This window comes from Streptomyces sp. bgisy159, from assembly GCF_057707805.1.
Genome location: NZ_JBYIQX010000008.1, coordinates 72,457 through 90,334 on the forward strand (window position 1 = coordinate 72,457; position 17,878 = coordinate 90,334).

13 protein-coding genes and 1 tRNA gene are annotated in these 17,878 nt (G+C 70.7%); 9 read left to right on the plus strand and 5 right to left on the minus strand.

Annotated features, from left to right (window positions below; all coding sequences use genetic code 11):
• The first annotated feature begins 391 nt into the window (after positions 1 to 391).
• The 7 genes from AC3ET3_RS10805 (at position 392) to AC3ET3_RS10835 (ending at position 9,637) form a co-directional block, all read left to right on the plus strand.
• Positions 392 to 2,671: an FdhF/YdeP family oxidoreductase gene (locus tag AC3ET3_RS10805; RefSeq protein ID WP_435612027.1), complete on the plus strand. Its 2,280-nt coding sequence runs from the start codon at positions 392 to 394 to the stop codon at positions 2,669 to 2,671.
• A 50-nt stretch (positions 2,672 to 2,721) separates the two neighbouring features.
• Positions 2,722 to 3,210, plus strand: coding sequence for a hotdog fold thioesterase (locus AC3ET3_RS10810; protein ID WP_432136026.1), 489 nt, complete (start codon positions 2,722 to 2,724; stop codon positions 3,208 to 3,210).
• A gap of 592 nt (positions 3,211 to 3,802) precedes the next feature.
• The gene (locus AC3ET3_RS10815; RefSeq protein ID WP_432136025.1) at positions 3,803 to 5,035 is read left to right on the plus strand and encodes a branched-chain amino acid ABC transporter substrate-binding protein; all 1,233 of its coding nucleotides are present in this window, start codon (positions 3,803 to 3,805) and stop codon (positions 5,033 to 5,035) included.
• 111 nt (positions 5,036 to 5,146) lie between these two features.
• Positions 5,147 to 6,076, plus strand: a complete 930-nt coding sequence (locus AC3ET3_RS10820) for a branched-chain amino acid ABC transporter permease (RefSeq protein ID WP_432136024.1) — start codon at positions 5,147 to 5,149, stop codon at positions 6,074 to 6,076.
• Positions 6,077 to 6,081: 5 nt separating this feature from the next.
• A complete protein-coding gene (locus AC3ET3_RS10825; protein ID WP_432136023.1) occupies positions 6,082 to 7,908 on the plus strand; it encodes a branched-chain amino acid ABC transporter permease in 1,827 nt (608 codons plus the stop codon).
• A gap of 5 nt (positions 7,909 to 7,913) precedes the next feature.
• Positions 7,914 to 8,924, plus strand: a complete 1,011-nt coding sequence (locus AC3ET3_RS10830) for an ABC transporter ATP-binding protein (RefSeq protein ID WP_435612028.1) — start codon at positions 7,914 to 7,916, stop codon at positions 8,922 to 8,924.
• Positions 8,921 to 9,637 carry an ABC transporter ATP-binding protein gene (locus tag AC3ET3_RS10835; RefSeq protein WP_432136021.1) on the plus strand — a complete coding sequence of 239 codons (717 nt, stop codon included), beginning with the start codon at positions 8,921 to 8,923 and terminating at the stop codon, positions 9,635 to 9,637. Before AC3ET3_RS10830 ends, AC3ET3_RS10835 begins: the two co-directional genes overlap by 4 nt.
• A gap of 72 nt (positions 9,638 to 9,709) precedes the next feature.
• Here the strand turns inward: AC3ET3_RS10835 and AC3ET3_RS10840 are convergent, their stop codons facing one another.
• Complete coding sequence (locus AC3ET3_RS10840) at positions 9,710 to 10,363, minus strand: ANTAR domain-containing response regulator (protein WP_432136020.1); 654 nt, start codon at positions 10,361 to 10,363, stop codon at positions 9,710 to 9,712.
• A gap of 100 nt (positions 10,364 to 10,463) precedes the next feature.
• On the opposite strand from AC3ET3_RS10840, the gene AC3ET3_RS10845 reads away from it, so the two are divergent.
• Positions 10,464 to 10,545: transfer RNA gene (locus tag AC3ET3_RS10845), tRNA-Leu, on the plus strand.
• A 68-nt stretch (positions 10,546 to 10,613) separates the two neighbouring features.
• Here AC3ET3_RS10845 and pyk read toward each other — a convergent pair.
• Together pyk and AC3ET3_RS10855 are read right to left on the minus strand one after the other, a co-directional pair.
• Positions 10,614 to 12,050 (minus strand): pyruvate kinase, encoded by a 1,437-nt coding sequence (pyk, locus tag AC3ET3_RS10850; RefSeq protein ID WP_432136019.1) that lies wholly within the window; start codon positions 12,048 to 12,050, stop codon positions 10,614 to 10,616.
• A 156-nt stretch (positions 12,051 to 12,206) separates the two neighbouring features.
• Positions 12,207 to 12,884, minus strand: a complete 678-nt coding sequence (locus tag AC3ET3_RS10855; RefSeq protein ID WP_432136018.1) for an SIMPL domain-containing protein — start codon at positions 12,882 to 12,884, stop codon at positions 12,207 to 12,209.
• Between the two features lie 162 nt (positions 12,885 to 13,046).
• Here AC3ET3_RS10855 and AC3ET3_RS10860 point away from each other — a divergent pair, with 162 nt between their 5' ends.
• Positions 13,047 to 14,858, plus strand: a complete 1,812-nt coding sequence (locus AC3ET3_RS10860) for a bifunctional metallophosphatase/5'-nucleotidase (protein WP_435612029.1) — start codon at positions 13,047 to 13,049, stop codon at positions 14,856 to 14,858.
• Between the two features lie 24 nt (positions 14,859 to 14,882).
• Here the strand turns inward: AC3ET3_RS10860 and AC3ET3_RS10865 are convergent, their stop codons facing one another.
• A complete protein-coding gene (locus AC3ET3_RS10865) occupies positions 14,883 to 16,301 on the minus strand; it encodes a lysine N(6)-hydroxylase/L-ornithine N(5)-oxygenase family protein (RefSeq protein ID WP_435612030.1) in 1,419 nt (472 codons plus the stop codon).
• The gene (locus tag AC3ET3_RS10870) at positions 16,298 to 17,737 is read right to left on the minus strand and encodes a pyridoxal phosphate-dependent decarboxylase family protein (protein WP_435612031.1); all 1,440 of its coding nucleotides are present in this window, start codon (positions 17,735 to 17,737) and stop codon (positions 16,298 to 16,300) included. Before AC3ET3_RS10870 ends, AC3ET3_RS10865 begins: the two co-directional genes overlap by 4 nt.
• Between the last annotated feature and the right edge of the window lie 141 nt (positions 17,738 to 17,878).

Here is a 17,878-nt window from a genome sequence, read left to right on the forward strand (position 1 = left end):
TGCCACGCCCCACTGACACTCGGCCGCCACCGGCCGGCTTCGCACGCCGGAGCCGGCGCCCGGATGCGGCTCCCGCCGCCGGGCGCGGTCCGCCCTTCCGGGCCGTGAGCGGGCGCCCCCGCCGGCATGCCGGTCACCGGACCGGTGCGCGCCCCGCCCCGCCACTCCCCTCCACGCCGCCCGCGCTCCCCTCGCCCCCGCACTCCCCTCCACGCGGCCCTGCCCCGCCACGCCACACCGCTCGACGCCCCACCGCCGGGAAACGACCACCGCCGGCCCACCGCCGAGCCCTCCCCCGTACCCGACCGGGGACCGGCCCCTGTCGGTGCCCCGTGCGAGGATCGATGGCGTACCGCGGGAGCGCACCCGCGCAGTCGAAGGAGAGCGTGCGATGGCATCGAAGCCGCCCAAGGCCGACCCGGTTCAGGACGCACCGCGGGTCGACGAGCCGCAGCACGCGGCGGCGGGGCTGCCGGCCATCGGGCACACCCTGCGGATGGCCCGAGAGCAGATGGGTGTGAAGCGCACGGCGCTGACCCTGCTGCGGGTCAACCAGAAGGACGGCTTCGACTGTCCGGGCTGCGCCTGGCCCGAGCCGGACCACCGGCACCGGGCGGAGTTCTGCGAGAACGGCGCGAAGGCGGTCGCCGAGGAGGCGACCCTGCGCCGGGTCACCCCGGAGTTCTTCGCCGCGCACCCGGTGGCCGACCTCGCGACCCGCAGCGGCTACTGGCTCGGCCAGCAGGGCCGGCTCACCCACCCCGTGTACCTGCCCGAGGGCGGCACGCACTACGAGCCGGTCACCTGGGAGCGCGCCTTCGGCATCGTCGCCGAGGAGATCGCCGCCCTCGGCTCCCCCGACGAGGCCGTCTTCTACACCTCCGGCCGCACCAGCAACGAGGCCGCGTTCCTGTACCAGCTCTTCGCGCGCGAACTGGGCACGAACAACCTGCCGGACTGCTCCAACATGTGCCACGAGTCGTCCGGCTCGGCGCTGTCGGAGACGATCGGCGTCGGCAAGGGCAGTGTCCTGCTGGAGGACCTGTACCAGGCCGATCTGATCATCGTCGCCGGGCAGAACCCTGGCACCAACCACCCGCGGATGCTCTCCGCGCTGGAGAGGGCCAAGGCGAACGGGGCGCGGATCATCACGGTCAACCCGCTGCCCGAGGCCGGCCTGCAGCGGTTCAAGAACCCGCAGACGGCGAAGGGGCTCACCGCGGGCGCGGCGCTCACCGACCTGTTCCTGCAGATCCGCATCGGCGGCGACCAGGCCCTCTTCCGCCTCCTCAACAAGCTGATCCTGGAGACGGAGGGCGCCGTCGACGAAGGGTTCGTGCGCGACCACACGCACGGCTACGAGGAGTTCGCGGCGGCCGCCCGCGGCGCCGACTGGGAGGCGACGCTGGCCGCGACCGGCCTGACCCGTGACCGGGTCGAGCAGGCCCTGGACATGGTCCTCGCCTCGAAGCGGACCATCGTGTGCTGGGCGATGGGCCTGACCCAGCACAAACACTCGGTGCCGACCATCCGCGAGGTCGTCAACTTCCTCCTGCTGCGCGGGAACATCGGCCGCCCGGGGGCGGGGGTGTGTCCGGTGCGCGGCCACTCCAACGTGCAGGGCGACCGCACCATGGGCATCTTCGAGCGTCCGGCGCCCGCCTTCCTGGACGCCCTGGAGAAGGAGTTCGGGTTCGTTCCCCCGCGCGAGCACGGCTATGACGTCGTGCGGGCGATCCGGGCGCTGCGCGACGGCGAGGCCAAGGTGTTCTTCGCGATGGGCGGCAACTTCGTCGCCGCCTCTCCCGACACGGAGGTCACCGAGGCCGCGATGCGCCGGGCCCGGCTCACCGTGCACGTGTCGACCAAGCTCAACCGCTCGCACGTGGTCACGGGCGCGCGGGCGCTGATCCTGCCGACGCTCGGGCGCACCGAGCGCGACGTGCGCGGCGGCGGCGAGCAGTTCGTCACCGTGGAGGACTCCATGGGCATGGTGCACGCCTCCCGGGGCCGGCTGGAGCCGGCGAGCCCCCACCTGCTGTCCGAGCCGGCCATCGTGTGCCGGCTGGCCCGGCGGGTGCTCGGCGAGCGCAGCTCGGTGCCGTGGGAGGAGTTCGAGGAGGACTACGGGGCGATCCGTGACCGCATCGCGCGGGTGGTCCCCGGGTTCGAGGACTTCAACGCGCGGGTGGCCCGCCCGGGCGGCTTCGCGCTGCCGCACGCCCCGCGCGACGAGCGCCGCTTCCCGACGGCCACCGGCAAGGCCAACTTCACCGCCGCGCCGGTGGAGTTCCCGCAGCTGCCCGAGGGCCGGCTGCTGCTGCAGACCCTGCGCTCGCACGACCAGTACAACACCACGATCTACGGCCTGGACGACCGCTACCGGGGCATCCGGGGCGGCCGGCGGGTGGTCCTGGTGAACGCCGGGGACGCGCGGGAGCTGGGCGTCGCGGACGGCTCGTACGTCGATCTGGTGAGCGAGTGGAGGGACGGGGTGGAGCGGCGGGCGCCGGGTTTCCGGGTGGTCGTCTATCCGACCGCGCGGGGCTGCGCCGCCGCGTACTACCCCGAGACCAACGTCCTGGTGCCGCTGGACGCGACCGCGGACACCAGCAACACCCCGGCCAGCAAGTCCGTCGTGGTCCGTCTGGAACAATCGGCGGCCGACTGAGCGTTTGCTCAGGAGTTGCCTGACGTACGACGACGAACGGAGCCGGGCCCATGGGCGAGCAGCAGCATGTGAAGTTCCCGCAGGAGGTCCTCGACGAGTACGCCGCGCTCGGCGTCGACCTGCCCGCCCTGTTCTCGGCCGGCCACCTGGGCACGCGGATGGGCGTGCAGATCGTCGAAGCGTCGGCCGAGCGGGTCGTCGGGACGATGCCCGTCGAGGGCAACACCCAGCCCTACGGCCTGCTGCACGGCGGCGCCTCGGCCGTGCTCGCCGAGACCCTGGGCTCGGTCGGTTCGATGCTGCACGGCGGCAGCGCCAAGATCGCCGTGGGGGTCGACCTCAACTGCACGCATCACCGCGGGGTCCGCTCCGGTCTGGTCACCGGCGTGGCCACGCCGGTGCACCGCGGCCGCTCCACGGCTACGTACGAGATCGTGATCAGCGACGAGGGCGGGCGGCGGGTGTGCACGGCGCGGCTGACCTGCATGCTGCGGGACGTGCGTCCGGGCGACGAGGCGCCCGCGCGGCCGGCGCGCTGACCCGGGCCGACCGACGCACCGACCGTGCCGGGGGCGCAACCGCCGCCCCCGGCACACCTGTTGCTCCCCGACCCGGCGCTTCCGCGCCCGGATTCCGCCCGGTTTCCTCCGCCCTGACGGTTCATCACCAAGCATGGGGCGGAATGCGGGAAAATCAGCGGGGAACACCGACCCCCTTTCCCCCGCGTAACTGTGCGTAATACGCGCGCAATGCAGAAGGCCCTTTCATCCTTGGGGAACGCTTTACCCAGGAGTCCTCGAAGGCCCCGGAAGTAGCCCGCAGCAACGATTCCAGGTAATCACCAAAACGCCCGAGACACCTGAACACACCCGCGCCGGTCCTGGGAGTTCTCACCATGTGGACAGGGCGAATCGGCTGGAATTCCGTTGTTCCACCCACTCAGTACCGCTCTGCATTACCTCGTGTCATAACAAGAGAGTCACAGCCTCCGTCAGATACTCCTCCACCTTCCCCACACACGCTTAGAGTCACGGCCAGTCACCGCGCCACCGGATTCGAAGCCCCTTCGGTCCAGCGCTCGACTCGGCGCGACCCTGTGGAGGGCCGCCGTGCCAGGGAAAGGACTGATTCGTGCGTCAACGTTCGCTCATAGCCCTCACCGCGGCGCTCGCGGCGGGCTCGCTCACGCTCACCGCATGTGGGTCGCGCGACGACAGCGGAGACAGCGGCGGTGGTGGCGGCAAGACCACTGTCGTCATCGGCCTCGACGCCCCGCTGTCCGGCGACCTCTCTGCCCTGGGCCTCGGCATCCGCAACTCCGCCGACCTCGCGGTCAAGACCGCCAACAAGCAGGAGTACGTCAAGGGCGTCGAGTTCAAACTCGAATCCCTCGACGACCAGGCGCAGCCCTCCGTGGGCCAGCAGAACGCCCAGAAGTTCATCAGCGACAAGGCCGTCCTCGGCGTCGTCGGCCCGCTGAACTCCAGCGTCTCCCAGCAGATGCAGAAGCCGTTCAGCGACGCCGGCCTGGTCCAGGTCTCGCCCGCCAACACCGGCACCGAGCTGACCCAGGGCGACGGCTGGAAGACGGGCAACTCCGTCCGCCCGTTCAAGACGTTCTTCCGTACCGCCACCACCGACGAGGTCCAGGGCGCGTTCGCCGCCGACTACCTCTTCACCAAGGCGGGCAAGAAGAAGGTCTACCTGATCGACGACCAGAAGACCTACGGCGCGGGCCTGGCCGCCTCCTTCAAGGCGAACTTCACCAAGCTCGGCGGCACCATCGTCGGTTCGGACCACATCAACCCCGACGACCGTGACTTCAACGCCGTCGTCACCAAGATCAAGAAGACCGGTGCCGAGGCCCTGTACTACGGCGGCGAGTACCCGGCCGCCGCGCCCCTGAGCCAGCAGCTCAAGGACAGCGGCCAGAACATCCCGCTGATGGGCGGCGACGGGATCTACTCCGGCGAGTACCCCAAGCTGAACAAGAAGGCCGAGGGTGACCTCGCCACCTCCGTCGGCAAGCCCGTCGAGCAGCTCGACTCCGCGCAGACCTTCATCAAGAACTACAAGGCGGAGAACTACGAGGACGCCTACGAGGCCTACGGCGGCCTGACCTACGACGCCACCTGGTCCATCATCGAGGCCGTCAAGCTGGCCGTCGACGGCAACGGCGGCAAGGTCCCGGCGGACGGCCGCAAGGCGGTCCTGGACGCCATGAGCAAGGTCAAGTTCGACGGCGTCACCGGCACCATCTCGTTCGACGAGTTCGGTGACACCACCAACACCCTGATGACCGCCTACAAGATCAAGAGCAACGCCTGGGCCCCCGAGTACAGCGCCTCGCCCAAGCTGGACTGAGCAGGGACGGCAGACACACACCCCCGCACACATTGATCCAGGCCGCGCGGGCAGCGCCCACCAGCGCTCCCGCGCGGCGCCGTATCCGAACCACTCCACGGAGGCCCTGCGGTGCAAGAACTGCCGCAACAGCTGGCCAATGGACTCATCCTCGGCGCGATGTACGGACTCATCGCGATCGGCTACACGATGGTCTACGGCATCGTCCAGCTCATCAACTTCGCCCACGGCGAGATCTTCATGGTCGGGGGCTTCGGGGCCCTCACCGTCTGGCTCGTCCTCCCCAGCGGCTTCGCGCTCGGCGCCGCCATCCCCCTCATGATCCTCGGCGGCGTCATCGTGTCCGTCGCCGTCGCCACCGCGGCGGAACGGTTCGCCTACCGCCCTCTGCGTACCGCCCCCCGCCTCGCGCCCCTCATCACCGCCATCGGCCTGTCCATCGTGCTCCAGCAGGCCGTGTGGAAGTGGTACCCCGACGCGAAGAAGGACCGGCCCTTCCCGCAGTTCTCGGGAGCGCCCTTCGACTTCCTCGGCGCCAACATCCAGCGCGGTGACCTCTTCGTCCTGATAGCCGCCCCGCTGTGCATGGCCGCCCTGGCCCTCTTCGTCAGCAAGACCCGCGCCGGCCGCGGCATGCAGGCCACGGCGCAGGACCCCGACACGGCCAAGCTCATGGGCATCAACACCGACCGCATCATCGTCATGGCCTTCGCCATCGGTGCCGCCTTCGCCGCCATCGCCGCCGTCGCCTACGGCCTCAAGAACGGCCAAGTCGGCTTCCGCATGGGCTTCCTGATGGGTCTGAAGGCCTTCACCGCGGCCGTCCTCGGTGGCATCGGCAACATCTACGGCGCCATGCTCGGCGGCGTCGTCCTCGGTCTCGCCGAATCCCTCGCCACCGGCTACATCGGCGACATCCCCGGCATGGACCTCTTCGGCGGCGGCGCCTGGAAGGACGTGTGGGCGTTCGCCCTGCTCATCCTCGTCCTGCTCTTCAGACCGCAGGGCCTGCTCGGCGAACGCGTCGCGGATCGGGCGTGATACCCATGACCACCAGCACCTCTCCCGACATGACCTCGGGGACCACCCCCGACTCCGGGCCCCGGACCGAAGCGCTCGTCCCCCTGCCGCCCGCGGCGGCACGCGCCGGTGTGGTCGCCGGCTCGGCCGTCGCCCTCGTCGGCACCTTCCTCGCCTGGACCTGGACCGCGGAGTTCCCCGGCAACCTCACCGTCACCGGCTACCCCGGCGGCCTGCAGGTCCTCACCCTGGTCGGCGCCGCCCTCACCCTGCTGTTCACCCTCTCCGGCTACGGAGTCCGGGGGCTCGGCTGGCTCACCCCCGGCGGCACCAACAGCCCGGTCATCCTGAGCGCCCTCGGCGTCCTCGGCACCACCGGCTACGCCATGGGCGCCATCAGCTACAACCTCGGTGGCCTCGTCAACCTGGAACCCGGCGCCTGGGTCTCGGGCATCGGCGCCCTCGTGGCCGCCGTCAGCGCCCTCGGCCTGCCCGCCGACCACCCCCACAGCGCCGACGAACCGGCCCCCAGCACCTGGAGCCGTCTGCGCCACGCGCTGACCGCCCCGGAACCGCGCCGGCTGGAGAACCTGCCCTCCTGGGCCGAGATCCTCCTCATCACCGCCGGATTCGGCATCGGCCTCTACATCTTCGCGTACGGCATCGGCACCTACTCCGAGCTCTTCATCGGGTTCCTCGTCAGCGCCGCCTTCGGCGTCCTCGCCGTCGCCCGGGCCGGACTGATCAAGCAGCTGTCCGCGCTCACCGCCAAGCACCGCAGCGTCACCCTCACCGCCGCCTTCGCCGCCGCGATCTGCTTCCCCTTCACCCAGACCAACGACCAGTTCGCGCTGATCGGCGCCAACATCCTGATCTTCGCCACGGTCGCCCTGGGCCTCAACGTCGTCGTCGGCCTCGCCGGCCTCCTCGACCTCGGCTACGTCGCGTTCCTCGGTGTCGGCGCCTACGCCGCCGCCCTGGTCTCCGGCTCACCGCAGTCGTCCATCGGCGTACAGTTCCCGTTCTGGGCGGCCGCCCTCACCGGCGCCCTCGCCTCGCTCGTCTTCGGCGTGGTGATCGGCGCTCCCACCCTGCGTCTGCGCGGCGACTACCTCGCCATCGTGACGCTCGGCTTCGGTGAGATCTTCCGCATCACCATGAACAACCTGAACGGCAACAGCGGACCGGACATCACCAACGGCTCCAACGGCATCCCGAACATCCCCGACCTGAAGATCCTGGGATTCAACCTCGGGCTGCCGCACGACGTCCTCGGCCACGAACTGACCCGCTCCGGCAACTACTACCTGCTGATGCTGCTGTTCACGGCCATCGTCGTGACCGTCTTCCGCCGCAGCGCGGAGTCGCGCATCGGCCGCGCCTGGGTCGCCATCCGCGAGGACGAGACCGCCGCCACCGCCATGGGCATCAACGGCTTCCGCCTCAAGCTCCTGGCCTTCGCCCTCGGCGCCTGCCTCGCCGGCCTCGCCGGCACCGTCCAGGCCCACGTCTCCTACAGCGTCACCCCCGAGCAGTACCAGTTCGCCGGCCCCGTGCCGCCCAACTCGGCCTTCCTGCTCGCCGCCGTCATCCTCGGCGGCATGGGCACCATCAGCGGCCCCCTCATCGGCGCCGCCCTGCTCTACCTCATCCCGGCCAAGCTCCAGTTCATGGCCGACTACCAGCTGCTGCTCTTCGGCGTCGCCCTGATGCTGCTGATGCGCTTCCGGCCCGAGGGTCTGGTCGCCGACCGGCGCAAGCAGCTGGAATTCCACGACACCGGACAGCTCGACGTACCGGAGGACAAACCGCTGCCCGAAGGCGCCACCGGCGCGGCCAAGGCAGGGGCGTGACCGCCATGACCACCACCGCACCCACCACCACCACGGTCCTCGACGCCAGCGGCGTGACCATGCGCTTCGGCGGCCTCACCGCCGTACGCTCCGTCGACCTCACCGTCAACAGCGGCGAGATCGTCGGCCTCATCGGGCCCAACGGCGCCGGGAAGACCACCTTCTTCAACTGCCTCACCGGCCTGTACGTCCCCACCGAGGGCACGGTCAAGTACCAGGACACCGTCCTGCCGCCCAAGCCGCACCTGGTCACCCAGGCCGGCATCGCCCGCACCTTCCAGAACATCCGGCTCTTCGCCAACATGACCGTTCTGGAGAACGTCCTCGTGGGACGCCACACCCGCACCCGCGAGGGCCTGTGGTCCGCCCTCCTGCGTCTGCCGTCCTTCCACAAGGCGGAGGAGAAGTCCCGTGAGCGGGCGATGGAACTCCTGGAGTTCACCGGTCTCGCCGCCAAGGCGGACCACCTCGCCCGCAACCTCCCCTACGGCGAGCAGCGCAAGCTGGAGATCGCCCGCGCCCTGGCCAGCGAGCCCGGGCTCCTGCTGCTGGACGAGCCCACGGCCGGCATGAACCCGCAGGAGACCCGTGCCGCCGAGGAGCTCATCTTCGCGATCCGCGACAAGGGCATCGCCATCCTCGTCATCGAACACGACATCCGGTTCATCATGAACCTGTGCGACCGGGTCGCCGTGCTCGTCCAGGGCGAGAAGATCGTCGAAGGCCCCGCCGAAGTGGTCCAGGCCGACGAACGCGTCATCGCCGCCTACCTCGGCACCCCCTTCGAGGGCGCGCCCGGCAAGGAGGAGGCCGACGAGGTGGCGGCCGCCGAGTCCGAGGCGGCGGCCTCCCACGCGGCGGCGTCCGGGACGACGGCCGACGACACGGGATCGTCCGACACGGAGGCCGACGAAACGGATACGTCCGACACGGAGGCGTCCGACACGGAGGCGTCCGAAGCGGAGGCGTCCGAGGCGTCCCCGGCGGACAGCACCACGGAAGGGGACGACAAGTGACCGCACTGCTGGAGGTCGAGGACCTCAAGGTCGCCTACGGCAAGATCGAGGCCGTCAAGGGCATCTCCTTCACCGTCGAGCAGGGCGAGGTCGTCACCCTCATCGGCACCAACGGGGCCGGCAAGACCACCACCCTGAGGACCCTGTCCGGGCTCCTCCAGCCGGTCTCCGGTCACATCCGCTTCGACGGCCAGTCCCTGAAGAAGATCCCCGCCCACAAGATCGTCTCCCTCGGGCTCGCCCACTCCCCCGAGGGGCGGCACATCTTCCCCCGGATGACCATCGAGGACAACCTCCGCCTCGGCGCCTTCCTCCGGGACGACAAGGACGGCATCGAGAGGGACATCCAGCGCGCCTACGACCTCTTCCCCATCCTCGGGGAACGCCGGAAGCAGGCCGCCGGAACCCTCTCCGGCGGAGAGCAGCAGATGCTCGCCATGGGCCGCGCCCTGATGTCCCGGCCCAAGCTGCTCATGCTCGACGAGCCCTCCATGGGCCTCTCGCCGATCATGATGCAGAAGATCATGGCGACCATTCAGGAGCTGAAGCAGCAGGGCACCACCATTCTGCTCATCGAGCAGAACGCCCAGGCCGCCCTCTCCCTGGCCGACCACGGCCACGTCATGGAAGTCGGCAAGATCGTCCTGTCCGGCAGCGGTCAGGACCTCCTCCACGACGAGTCCGTGCGCAAGGCCTACCTCGGCGAGGACTGACCCGCACACGACGAGGCCCGCGCCCCCGGTGCTTTCCGGGGAGCGCGGGCCTCGTCGTACGCGTCGGGCCGCTCAGCCCTTGGACGTCTTCTTCTCCTCCGCGTCCTGGATGACGGCCTCCGCGACCTGCTGCATCGACATGCGTCGATCCATCGAGGTCTTCTGGATCCACCGGAACGCGGCCGGCTCCGTCAGACCGTACTGCGTCTGCAGGACCGACTTCGCGCGGTCCACCAGCTTGCGCGTCTCCAGGCGCTGGGTGAGGTCCGCGACCTCCTTCTCCAGCTCCTTCAGCTCGGTGAACCGGGAGACGGCCATCTCGATCGCCGGCACCACGTCGCTCTTGCTGAACGGCTTGACCAGGTACGCCATGGCGCCCGCGTCCCGAGCCCGCTCCACCAGGTCGCGCTGGGAGAACGCCGTCAGCATCAGCACCGGGGCGATACTCTCCTCGGCGATCTTCTCCGCCGCCGAGATGCCGTCCATCTTCGGCATCTTCACGTCCAGGATCACCAGGTCCGGCCGGTGCTCACGGGCCAGCTCGATCGCCTGCTCACCGTCCCCGGCCTCGCCGACGACGCTGTAGCCCTCCTCCTCCAGCATCTCTTTGAGATCCAGCCGGATGAGCGCCTCGTCCTCGGCGATGACGACCCGGGTCGTCAGCGGAGGCACGTGCGACCTGTCGTCGTCGGGCACGTCTACGGGCTGGGGCGACTCGGCGGTCACGGGGGCTCCTTGGTACGGGCCGGGCTGTGCTGCTGAGTATGAAGCCTACCCAGAGGCAGAGGGGTGTGGTGACCCGGTATGCTTCCGCGCAGCGGCTCCCGCCGGGTTGGTGGAATCGGCATACACACGGTCCTCAAAAGACCGCGCCTCACGGCTTGCGGGTTCGAATCCCGCACCCGGCACGCTTCTGGCGGAGGCTCACTCAGGTGAGCCTCCGCTTTTCGTTGCGCGCGGCAACCGGCTGGTCCGGTCACCTGCCCGCGTCGGACTCGCCGATGTGGTGGACGCGGACCATGTTCGTGGAGCCGGAGACGCCCGGCGGGGAGCCGGCGGTGATGACGACGGTGTCGCCCGGACGGCAGCGGCCGTAGCGGGTCAGCAGCTCGTCGACCTGGTCGACCATGGCGTCCGTGGAGTCGACGTGGGGGCCGAGGAAGGTCTCCACACCCCAGCTGGCGCTCAGCTGGGAGCGGGTCGCCGGATCGGGGGTGAAGGCGAGCAGGGGGATCGGGGAGCGATAGCGGGAGAGGCGGCGGGCGGTGTCGCCGGACTGCGTGAAGGCGACGAGGAACTTCGCGCCGAGGAAGTCACCCGTCTCGGCCGCCGCACGGGCGACCGCACCGCCCTGGGTGCGCGGTTTGCTGCTCTCGGTGAGCGGGGGCAGACCCTTGGCGAGGATGTCCTCCTCCGCCGCCGCGACGATCTTGGCCATGGTGCGGACGGATTCCACGGCGTGTTTGCCGACACTGGTCTCGCCGGACAGCATCACCGCGTCGGTGCCGTCGATGACGGCGTTGGCGACGTCGGACGCCTCCGCGCGGGTGGGCCGGCTGTTCTCGATCATGGAGTCGAGCATCTGGGTGGCCACGATGACCGGCTTCGCGTTGCGCCTGGCCAGTTTGACGGCGCGCTTCTGGACGATGGGGACCTGTTCGAGGGGCATCTCCACACCGAGGTCGCCGCGGGCCACCATGAGCCCGTCGAAGGCGGCGACGATGTCCTCGATGGCGTCGACGGCCTGGGGTTTCTCCACCTTGGCGATGACGGGGAGGCGGCGGCCCTCCTCGTCCATGATCCGGTGGACCTCCCGGATGTCCCGGCCGCTGCGGACGAAGGAGAGGGCGACGATGTCGAAGCCGGTGCGCAGCGCCCAGCGGAGGTCCTCCTCGTCCTTCTTGGCCAGCGCGGGGACGGATACGGCGACTCCGGGCAGGTTGAGGCCCTTGTGGTCGGAGACCATCCCGCCCTCGACGACCGTGGTGCGGACGCGGGGCCCGTCGACGTCGGTGACTTCGAGGCCGACCTTGCCGTCGTCGACGAGGATGCGTTCGCCGGGGGTGACGTCGTCGGCGAGTCCGGCGTAGGTGGTGCCGCACTGGTGGCGGTCGCCCTCGACGCCCTCCTCGACGGTGATGGTGAAGGTGTCGCCGCGCTCCAGGAGGACGGGCCCTTCGGCGAAGCGGCCGAGTCTGATCTTCGGCCCCTGGAGGTCGGCGAGGAGGCCGACGCTGCGGCCGGTCTCGTCGGCGGCCTTGCGGACCCGCTGGTAGCGCTCCTCGTGTTCGGCGTGGGAACCGTGACTGAGGTTGAAGCGGGCGATGTCCATTCCGGCGTCGACCAGGGATTTGATCTGGTCGTAGGAGTCGGTGGCAGGACCCAGGGTGCAGACGATTTTCGCTCGGCGCATGGAGCGACCCTACGACTTACCACCGAGTAGTTTCTTGGCCGGACATGTCGGGCCAACGACCTTTGCCCTAAGGGTGGTTGACGGACGCCGAATTGTGCGACGGGGTGCTCTGATGAGCAGTCGGACACCTTTTCGCGATGCAGAGCGACTTTCTGCTCATAGGCTTGGCGGATTCATCGTGAATTGTGCGGTGACCTCCGCCCTGACCCGCATTCTCTGCGGTTCCAGGTCGAGGGCTTCGGGCGTGTCGGCGGCGCCCCCGGCGGAGGCGCGCACGACCCGGCGTTCGAAGGCGGCCCGGGGGCGCCCCTCATGGCTGCCGGAGTCGGCGAGTTCGACGAGGGCGGCGAGGGTGGTGCCGAGGGCCTGCGCGTACTCGCGGGCGCGCCGGACCGCTCCCTGCACGGCCTGCTCCCGTGCCCGGCGGTGGACGGGCGAGTCGGGGCGCAGGTCCCACGACGGGCCGTCGACCCGGGTGACGTCCAGGTCGGCGAGGCGGGCGACCAGTTCACCGAGGACGGTGAAGTCGGTGAGTTCGGCGGTGACCCAGACGCGGCCGTGGTACGCGCGGACGCCTCCGCGCGAACGACCGGAGACCTCGGGGCCGACCGAGACGGTGCCGGTGGACAGGTGGGCCACCGCGTCGCCGTAGGACCTGACGAGGTCCAGGGCGGCGGTGTTGCGGCGGGTGAGGTCGTCGAGGGCGGTGCGGCGGTCGCGGCCGCGGGCGATGACCGTGGCGGTGATGCGGGCGAGGTCGGGGTCGGCGTCCAGTTCGGCTTCGCCGCGGACGGTGAGGAGGGGGGCGTCGGGAGTGCCGTGCGGTGCGGTCATACGCCCCACACTGTCAGTCCTTGGCCGCTTATGACACCGGAGTTGTTTCTTCCGGTCACCAGAAAGAAACCCTCCGGCCCTTTTGCGTCTGGTCATGACCGGGTCAGAATCTACGCGCGTTATCTACGCGCGTCAGTGATCGTCCCGCGAGGAGAGCAAGACATGCCGTTGAACCGCCGGAAGTTCCTCAAAAAGTCCGCCGCGACCGGGGCGGGAGTGGCGATCGCGGGGGCCGCTGCGGCCCCGGCCGACGCGGCGACCACACCGGCCCCGGCCGACCGGAAGCACCCCCGGCGCTACTCGCTCACCGTCATGGGGACGACCGACCTGCACGGCCACGTCTTCAACTGGGACTACTTCAAGGACGCGGAGTACACCGACAAGGCGGGCAACGCCCAGGGCCTGGCGCGCATCTCCACGCTGGTGAACGGGATCCGGGCGGAGAAGGGCCGCCGCAACACGCTGCTGATCGACGCGGGCGACACCATCCAGGGCACGCCGCTGACGTACTACTACGCGAAGGTGGACCCGATCACCGCCGAGGGCGGCCCGGTGCACCCCATGGCGCAGGCGATGAACGCGATCGGGTTCGACGCCGCCGCGCTCGGCAACCACGAGTTCAACTACGGCATCGAGACGCTGCGCAGGTTCGAGGAGCAGCTGGACTTCCCGCTGCTGGGCGCGAACGCGGTGGACGCGAAGACGCTGCGGCCGGCCTTCCCGCCGTACTTCATGAAGACGTTCCACGCGCCGGGGTGCGGGCGGCCGGTGAAGGTGGCGGTGCTGGGTCTGACGAACCCCGGCATCGCGATCTGGGACAAGGCGTACGTGCAGGGCAAGCTGGCGTTCCCGGGGCTGGAGGAGCAGGCCGCGAAGTGGGTGCCGAAGCTGAAGTCGATGGGCGCGGACGTGGTGATCGTCTCGGCTCACTCGGGTTCGTCGGGCACGTCGTCGTACGGTGACCAGGTGCCGTACGTGGAGAACGCGGCGGCCAACGTGGCGCGGCTGGTGCCGGACATCGACGCGATCCTGGTCGGGCACGCGCACGTGGAGATCCCGGAGCTGAAGGTCGTCAACGAGAAGACGGGGCGGACGGTGGTGCTGTCGGAGCCGCTGGCGTACGCGGAGCGGCTGTCGGTCTTCGACATCGGGCTGGTCTTCGCCAAGGGCCGCTGGAGTGTGGAGTCGGTGGCGTCGAAGGTGCTGAACTCGAACGCGGTCGCCGACGACCCGGAGATCGTCAAGCTGCTGAGCGACGAGCACGCGAAGGTCGTCGAGTACGTCAACCAGGTGGTGGGCACGGCGACGCAGACACTGACGACGGTCGAGGCCCGCTACAAGGACGCGCCCATCATCGACCTGATCACCAGGGTCCAGGAGGACGTGGTCAAGGCGGCGCTGGCCGGCACCGAGTACGCGTCGCTGCCGGTGATCTCGCAGGCGTCGCCGTTCTCCCGCACGTCGGAGATCCCGGCGGGCGAGGTGACGATCCGGGACCTGTCGAGCCTGTACGTCTACGACAACACGCTCGTCGCCAAGGTGATGACCGGAGCACAGCTCAGGGCGTACCTGGAGTACTCGGCGGAGTACTTCGTGCAGACGGCCGTCGGTGCGGTGGTCGACGTGGAGAAGCTCACCAACGCGAACGGCCGCCCGGACTACAACTACGACTACGTGTCGGGTCTGTCGTACGACATCGACATCGCCCGGGCGCCGGGCTCGCGGATCAGGAACCTGACGTACCAGGGTGCGGCGCTGGACGACGGGCAGCGGTTCGTGTTCGCGGTGAACAACTACCGGGCCAACGGCGGCGGCGCGTTCCCGCACGTGGCGTCGGCGCAGGAGGTGTGGTCGGAGTCGACGGAGATCCGGACCCGGATCGCGGAGTGGGTGACCGCGAAGGGGGTGCTGGACCCGGCGGACTTCGCCTCGGTGGACTGGAGGCTGACGCGGGAGGGCACACCGGTGTTCTAGGGCCGCCGGATGTCGGCGGCGGCCTCAGACTCCGTCCACCAGGGGTGTCAGTGCCCTGGGCCGGCGGGCGGGCGGAATCTGGGGCTGTCGCTGTTCCAGGCCGAAGGTGGTGAAGGCGGTGCGGTCCGGCAGGGGGTAGGGCTCCTTGCCGGTGAGGGTGTTGAGGATGGTGGCGGAGCGCCATGCGGTGAGGCCGAGGTCGGGGGCGCCGACGCCGTGGGTGTGGCGTTCGGCGTTCTGGACGAAGACGGACCCGGTGACGGAGGGGTCGGTGACGAGGCGGTAGCGGTCGTCGATACGGAGGCGTTCCGAACTGTCGCGGCGCAGATAGGGGTCGAGGCCGGCGAGGAGGCGGTCGAGGGGGCGTTCGCGGTAGCCGGTGGCGAGGACGACGGCGTCGGTGGTGAGGCGGGAGCGGGTGTTCTGTTCCAGGTGTTCCAGGTGGAGTTCGACCCTCGTGGTGGCGATGCGGCCGGCGGTGCGGACGCGGACTCCGGGGGTGAGGACGGCGTCGGGCCAGCCTCCGTCGAGGGTGCGGCGGTAGAGCTCGTCGTGGACAGCGGCGAGGGTGCCCGCGTCGATGCCCTTGTGGAGCTGCCACTGGGTGCGGACCAGCTCGTCGCGGACGGCTTCGGGCAGGCCGTGGAAGTAGCGGGCGTAGTCGGGGGTGAAGTGCTCCAGGCCGAGCTTGGAGTACTCCATGGGGGCGAAGGCGGGGGTGCGGCCGATCCAGTGGAGCCGTTCACGGCCGGCGGGGCGGTGGCGGAGCAGGTCGAGGAAGATCTCGGCGCCGGTCTGTCCGGAGCCCACGACGGTGACGTGGCCGGCGGCGAGCAGGGTGTCGCGGTGGTCGAGGTAGTCGGCGGCGTGCAGGACGGGAACGCCGGGGGCGTCGACGAGGGGGCGCAGGGCGTCGGGGACGTGGGGCCGGGTGCCGATGCCGAGAACGATGTTCCTGGCGTACGTGCGGCCGAGGGCCTCGGCCTCGCCGTCGGTGTCGAGCTGGGTGAAGTCGACCTCGAAGAGGTCGCGTTCGGGGTTCCAGCGGACGGCGTCGACCTGGTGGCCGAAGCGCAGGGCGGGCAGGTGGTCGGCGACCCAGCGGCAGTAGGCGTCGTACTCGGCACGGTGGATGTGGAAACGCTCGGCGAAGTAGAAGGGGAAGAGCCGGTCGCGGGCCCTGAGGTAGTTCAGGAAGGTCCAGGGGCTGGCGGGGTCGGCGAGGGTGACGAGGTCGGCCAGGAAGGGCACTTGGACGCGGGCGCCGTCGAGGAGCAGGCCGGGGTGCCAGGTGAAGGCGGGGCACTGCTCGTAGAAGAAGGTGTCGAGTTCGGTGCGCTGGTGGGCGAGGGCGGCCAGGGAGAGGTTGCTGGGGCCGATGCCGATGCCGACGAGGTCGAGGGGGCTGTCGGGTTCGGGGCGCGGGTCGGGGAGGGTGCTCATCGGGGGGTGTGTCCTTCCACCAGGTTCAGCAGGGTGGCCAGGTCGTGGGGCCGGGCGCAGGGGTTGAGGAGGGTGGCCTTGAGCCAGAGACGGCCACCGAGACGGGCGCGGCCGAGGACGGCGTGGCCGTCGGTGAGGAGGGTGCGGCGCACGGCGGCCACGGCGGTGTCGGGGGCGCCGGCGGGGCGGAACAGGACCGTGCTGAGGGTGGGCCGGTCGTGGAGTTCGAGGCCGGGGCGGTCGGCGACGAGGTCGGCGAGTTCCTGGGCCAGGGCGCAGACGCGGTCGACCAGGGCGCCCAGGCCGGTGCGGCCGAGGGTGCGCAGGGTGACGGCGGTCTTGAGGACGTCGGGGCGGCGGCTGGTGCGCGGGGAGCGGCCGAGGAGGTCGGGCAGGCCGGCTTCGGTGTCGTCGTCGGCGTTGAGGTAGTCGGCGCGCTGGTGCAGGGCGGTGAGGTCGGTGGGGTCGCGGACGGCGAGGAGGCCCGCGGCGATCGGCTGCCAGCCGAGTTTGTGCAGGTCGAGGGTGACGGTGTCGGCGGTGTGGAGTCCGGCGAGCTTGGGGCGGTGCCGGTCGCTGAACAGCAGGCCGCCCGCGTAGGCGGCGTCGATGTGCAGCCGGGCGCCATGGGCGGCGCAGCGGGCGGCGATGTCGGGCAGGGGGTCGATGAGGCCGGCGTCGGTGGTGCCGGCGGTGGCGGCGACGAGTACCGGGCCGCGGGGCTCGGGCAGGGTGGCGAGGGCGGTGTGGAGGGCGGCGGGGTCGAGGGTGCCGGCCGGGGTGGGGATCACCACCGGTTCGGGCAGGCCGAGGAGCCAGGCGGCGCGGCGCAGGGAGTGGTGGGCGTTGGCGCCGTGGACGAGGCGGAGGGGTCCGGCGTGCGGGTGGCGGGGCGCTGGCGTGCCGGCCGTCTCGCGGCTGTCTCGGGCCGCGCGGGTCGCGTGGGTCTCGCGGGTCTCGCGGGCGAGGAGGACGGCGAGTTGGTTGGCCTCGGTGCCGCCGGTGGTGACGACGGCGTCGGCCAGGCCCGCGTGGTGGGCGAGGGCCCGGGTGACGAGGGCTTCCAGCGCGGAGGCTGCCGGGGCCTGGTCCCAGGAGTCCAGGGACGGGTTGAGGACGGAGGCTGCGAGGTCGGCGGCAGCGGCGACGGCGAGCGGCGGGCAGTGCAGGTGGGCGGCGCACAGCGGGTCGGCGGGGTCGGCGGCGCCCTCGGCGAGGGTCCGCACGAGGTCGGCGAGGGCGGCCGGGTCGCCGCTCTCGGGCAGCGGCTCGCCGAGGGCGTCCCGTACCCGGGCGGCGACGGCGCGCGGCCCGCCGGCCGGCAGGGGCCCGCCGCGGGCCCGGGTCCCGGCCTCCAGCGCGTCCAGGACGACGCCGGTCAACTCCCTCAGGGCAGCGGCGCCTTGGCGGCCGGAGGCGAGAGGCGGCATGCTCATGCGCACCAGCTTGTACGGCCTCGGGGTACTGCGCCCGAAAAGTGGCGGGAACGAACCCGAAAGGGGGTACGTGCGGGTGGACGCACGGCCCGGCGCGAGCGGTGAAACGCGGATCGGCGTACTCACCCCGGGGACGCAGGG